Annotated in this window: 1 protein-coding gene; it reads right to left on the reverse strand. The window is 69.0% G+C overall.

Annotated elements, in window-relative coordinates:
• Positions 1–4,283: SpvB/TcaC N-terminal domain-containing protein (locus tag CCO02nite_RS15515; protein WP_222593225.1), on the reverse strand; the 4,283-nt coding region annotated here is incomplete at both ends.

The raw sequence follows: 4,283 nt of genomic DNA on the forward strand, positions 1-4,283 counted from the left end.
TCGTACTCATACGAGTCCCAGTACGGGGCCGCACCCCCCAGTGCCGAGACCGTGCCGCACGTGGTCGTGTCCGAGGCCGCCGTCCACGCCTGCGTCAGGCGCCGCAACCCGTCGTAGCTGAAGCACTGATTGTCATGGGCGCGACCCGCCGCCAGCGGCTGGTCCTTGGCCGACCTCACGTTCCCGGCGTCGTCGTAGGTGTAGTGCACCGCCAGCTCGGACCCGTCGACCTGCTCACGGTCCAGACCGATGTCCGTCAACCGGCCCGTGGCCTGGTCATACCCGTAGGACACGACCGCCCCGTACGTGTTGCCCAGGTCCGCGGCCAACGCCTGCCCGTACGCGCTGACCCGCGAGTCGGCGACATACGTGCCCCAGCCGAACCCGCCGCCCATCCACCGGGCCCGCGACGCCGAGTCGTAGTACGTGCTCACACGCTCCTTGCCGAGCACGGTCGTGGTCGCACCGGCCACGCTCTGGGAGATCCGCGGCAGCACGACCCGCGAGACCTGCCCGTCCGCGGTGTACCGGAACTGCGTGGTGAACTCCCGGCTCGGCAACTTGCCCAACGCCCCCACCGCCGGCAACGACACCGTCGTAGCCAACGGCCGGTAGGAGTCGTCGTAGTTCACCACCGTCGTCGTGTACGGGGAACCGTCGACGTACCTGGTCGAGGACGTCAGCTGCCCGCGCGCCACCGTGTCGTACACGAACGCGGTCGCGAGCTTGCCGTCCTGCCTGGTCTGCTTCACCCGGCCCAGGCCGTCACGGGTAAAGGACACGACCTGGTTCGCACCGTTGGTCACCGAGGTGACCTGCCCGGCCTTGTCGTAGGTGGTGCGCGTCGTGCCCGCGTCGGGGTCGACGGCCTCGAACTGGTTCCCCGCGTAGTCGTACCTGTACGTCCACGCGTTGTTCGCCGGGTCGAGCATCTTGACCAGCTGACCGGCCACGTCGTACGCGTAGGTGGTCTTCTGGGCGGCGCCCAGCTCCAGGGTGACGACCCGCGCCGCACCGGTCCCGACGACCGCGGGCCTGGCCAGGTGCTCCCAGAGCGCAAGGGTGTGCCCGCCCGCGTCAACCTGCGTGGTGGTCGCGGTCCCGCCCGCCGGTGGGACGACGGTGGTCAGGTCACCGTCGTAGTAGGTGACGGTGCGGGACTGCTCGTGCGCGGCGTTGGTGGTCCCGGAGTACAGGATCTGGTCGGTGACCCGCCCCGCACCGTCGTAGACGTTCTTGGTCTTGGCGTCCACGGCGGCGGGGACCTTCACCAGCTGCGCGGCGGGGACGCCCGGCGCGTACCACTGGCCGATGCTCAGCAGCGCACGTCCCGCGTCGTCGTACGTGGCCGCGGTGATGACCCGGCCACGTCTCGTGGCGTCGTCATCGCCTCGTGCGCCGGCGTCGGCGGACTCGGTCTGGTTCTGCACGGCGCGCATCAGCCCGTCGTAGAGCACGGCGGAGGTGTGCCGGCTGGTGCCGTCGGCGCCCAGGGTGCTGGTCACGACGGCGTTCAGGCCGTTGCCCTCGACCGTGTACGCGTAGGTCACCGACGGGCTGGTGGCGTACTGCTGCGGGTCGCGGTCCGGATACCAGACCTTGGTCAGGCGCCCCAGCTTGTCGTAGGCGCCGACGGTCCGCTTCTTGTTCGCGTCGACGGTCTTGACGATCATGCCGGTCAGCGGGTTCGACCACGTCACGGAGGCCAGGCCGTCGCTGTTCGCGTCGGGTGCCGGTGTGGTGGTGCGGACGTACTCGAGCAGACCGAAGTCGTTCACGCCGTACTCGGTGGTGACCTTCCGGCCCAGCGCGTCCTTGCTCTCGGTGACGTGCCCGTACTTGTCGTAGGACACCACGGTCTGGGTGGCGACCCTCGGCGCGGACGGGCCGTGCTCGGCGTCGAGCTCGGTGGTGACCAGCACCCGCCCGTGCGTGTCGTAGGTGGCGGCGGTGTCGGTCAGGACCTTGTCGCTCGAGCAGTCGCCCTCACGCACCAGAGTCCGGGCGACGAGCCCGATCATGTGCGCTCTGGCGAACTCGTCCGCGTCGAGTCCCAGGTCGCCCGCGCCGGCGTAGGTGAGGGTGGTGCAGGTGTCGTCGTCGGTGTCGGCGACGGCGCCTTCGTCGAAGACCTGGAAGAGTTGGGCGTCCGTGTTGTACGTGGTGGTACTGCGGGTGCGCAGCGCCTCGACTCCGCTGCCGGCGCGGTCGAAGGTGAACCCGTACGCGGTGGTCTGCTCCAGGCGCCAGCCGCGGACCTTGCTCTCCCGGGCGTACGTGACCGGCACCCTGGTCGGGAGCGTGACGGTGCGTGACAGCAGCCGGTCGCCGTCGTAGGTCTCCACGGAGTACGACTGCCCGGCCAGCCGCTCGTTGTCGCGTAACGCACCGGTGCGCCCGATCAGGGACAGGGCGGGCAGTCCGGCGGTGAGGGCGTCCCCGTCGAACCCGTTCGCGTCGTACCCATCCTCGTTCTGCTGCTTCGGGTCGGGGTTGCCGAGGAAGTAGTACGCAATCGACCGCTGCTTGCCCGCCCCGGTGCCGACGGTGGTGGTGACCTTGCCGTAGCCACGGAACTCGGAGTAGGTGACCTCCTTCGGCTTGACGAGGTCACCGGTCGGCTTCACCCACGACGGACCGTTGGCGTAGTTGTAGCTCGTGACGACGGCAGTCGACAGGTCTCGGGCCTTGCCGCCGCGCTCGGTGACACGCTCGACGACGTACTTGTTGAACCAGTCGTAGTCGTCCGGGTGCTCATGGTCCCACCCGACCGGAAAGCACAGGGCGTGGTTCGAGGACACCGACGCGGGCACGCTCGTGCACGGGTCGGAGTACGTGACCGACGTGTACCCGCCGGACTCGGTGTTGATCGTCGCGATCCGTGGCCTGCTCATCGGCGGCCCCGGGTTCGCGTCCGCCTTGACCCGGTTGCGCAGGTAGGTGGGAGTGAACACCACCGGCGGCGTGGAGGCGGGCGTGCCGTCGAGCGCCCCGTAGCCCAGGTGCTGCACCGAGGACAGCCACAGGATCTTGGCGACGTCGACCGCCGGCTTGCCCGAGGGGTTGTCGGTGTGCTGGTTCGGGTCGACGTACTTGTGGTCCAGCTTCCACGCGTCCAGGGTGTGGCGCCCGTCGCCGTCACGGGTCGAGGTGGTGATCTTGACGAGCTTGTCCAGGTCGTAGAACGACGGCGCGAGCTTCGTCTTGCACTTCTTGGTGTCCTCGACCGTGCAGTACAGGTCGGTCGGCACGTCCGGCCAGTCCTTGGAGTGTGATCCCATCTGCGACAGGGCGCACTGCGTCCCGGTGCAGCGCGTCGAGGTGAAGAACTGCACCCGGGCAGGCGCCTGGTCCTTCACGTACGTCTCGTCGGTGCGCGTGCCGAACTCGATCGAGGTCAGGTGCCCGCCCGGGTTGTAGCCCTTGGGCGTACTCGCCGCGGCGGACTTGTACGCGGCCGTGTACTTGGCGTACCAGTAGTGCATCGTGTTGCCGTGCACGTCCTCGACGTAGTCGAGGTTCCACCGCCACACCTGGTCGCAGATCGAGGCCTTGAACGTGGATTTGTGACACGGCTCGTCCGGGTGGTTCCCGTACACGGGCACGGTCCACGCCGAGTTGCGCGCCTGGTCGCCGTCCTTACCGTCGCTGCCGAAGAAGTACCGGGAACCGTCGACGGTCGTGACCACCCAGTACGACTTCCCAGCCCGGGTCAGCTGCTCGACGCGGGCACCGTCGTCAACCTTCGCTACCCACCCGGTGCCCGACTTCAACACCTCGGACGCCGACCCGTTGAGCACCATCGTGACGTCGTGCGTGCTCCAGCACAGCTCCGGTGAGTGCTTGGCGGTGCCGCTGGCGTTGTTCGCCGCCTCGTCGTCGACCTCGTCGGTGTCCTGCGAGCAGGGCACGAACCGTCGCTCGATGTAGCTCGAGGTCAGGTCCCAGCCCTCACCGATCAGACCCGCCTGGTTGTTCGTGGACGCCGTGCGACCGTCGGACGCCGCCGACGAGTACGACATCGACAACGACGGGGCCAGGCCGCTGGGCACCGACGGCATCCGCAACGGGTAGCTCCACGTGAACCCGCCCGTCGCGCCCGAGGTCCCCCACGACGCCGACGGCGCCAGGCTCGTCGCACCCCAGTCACCGGCCGCACCGCTCGTGCCGGGTACGAGCGCGAACCGCGACCCACCGCCTACCGTCTGGGTACCAAGCGACTGCGCACCGACCCCTTCAACGCCCAGACGCTGCGCGAGCGTGCTGATGCTCGACACGGCCGG

It is taken from the genome of Cellulomonas composti (genome assembly GCF_007990245.1).
GTDB lineage: Bacteria > Actinomycetota > Actinomycetes > Actinomycetales > Cellulomonadaceae > Cellulomonas > Cellulomonas composti.